Source organism: Mesorhizobium sp. M7A.F.Ca.US.014.04.1.1 (assembly GCF_003998745.1).
Lineage (GTDB): Bacteria > Pseudomonadota > Alphaproteobacteria > Rhizobiales > Rhizobiaceae > Mesorhizobium > Mesorhizobium ciceri.
In genome coordinates this window covers 1-807 of the sequence record NZ_RZRW01001224.1, presented here as the reverse complement: position 1 = coordinate 807, position 807 = coordinate 1, and the positions used below count along the sequence as shown (strand labels likewise).

1 protein-coding gene and 1 pseudogene are annotated in these 807 nt (G+C 63.2%); both read right to left on the bottom strand.

Translation table 11 applies throughout. The features are described from left to right. Positions 1–430 (bottom strand): annotated as a pseudogene (locus EOA22_RS35720) (hypothetical protein); the annotation flags it as partial. Between the two features lie 10 nt (positions 431–440). After that, a partial coding sequence (locus EOA22_RS35715; RefSeq protein ID WP_206521540.1) for a YadA-like family protein occupies positions 441–807 on the bottom strand: 367 nt, incomplete at its 5' end.

Sequence of the window (807 nt, the reverse complement as noted above, 5' to 3'; positions counted from 1 at the left end):
TACCGTGCGGCTCGATCTGCGGCAGCAAGGTCAGTTGCGGATCGAGTACCGCGACGGCGCTGAAATCGAGCGCCTGCTTGCGCTGACTGGCAAAGATGTCACCGAGTTGAGCGGCACTGTTGGCCTGAAAATTCGGTGAGCCGAGATCGCGCAGCACGGTGTAGTTGCCGGTCTTGTTGGCCTGGTCGAGCGCCAGCAGCGTTGTCCTGGTGAGGATCAGCACGCCGTTGCGGTCGATGCTGGCGGGATGGGCTGCCTTTTGCATCACCCGCTTGTCTCTGCTTTGCGCATGCGCGGGGTGCACAGGCACCGAGACGACCATCAGCGCGACGGCCAACGCAGCGAAAAAACCGCGGGCGCCCGAGGTCCGCCAACCGGGCGCCCGCCACTGAAAAGACACGATCTGCTGAAGCCCCAAAACCCCGTTCATGCCGGCCGCGTCAGTTCAGTGTCCATGAGGCTCCGACGCTGACGCCGACATCGCCACGGCTGGTTGTCGCCGACACGGCGGCGTTGAGGCGAAAATCCTCACTGGTGTTGTAGCAAAGTCCCAGCGCCAGGCCCGATTGCCCCTTGAAATGACCAAAGCCGCCAGCGATCGACAGTTTCTCAGGCCTGTCATCGTAACGCAGTCCCGCCGTCGCCAGGGCTAGCGCCGTACCGCCACGGGCTTCCGTGCGGCTTTCGCCGATCTGCTTGCCAATATCCTGGAAGCCGGATTCAAGCGCGCCAACGCGGCCGTCGAGCGCAGCAATATTGGTGGCATTGGTCGTTACCCTGGTGTCGAGATCCGCGATCTGCGTGGTG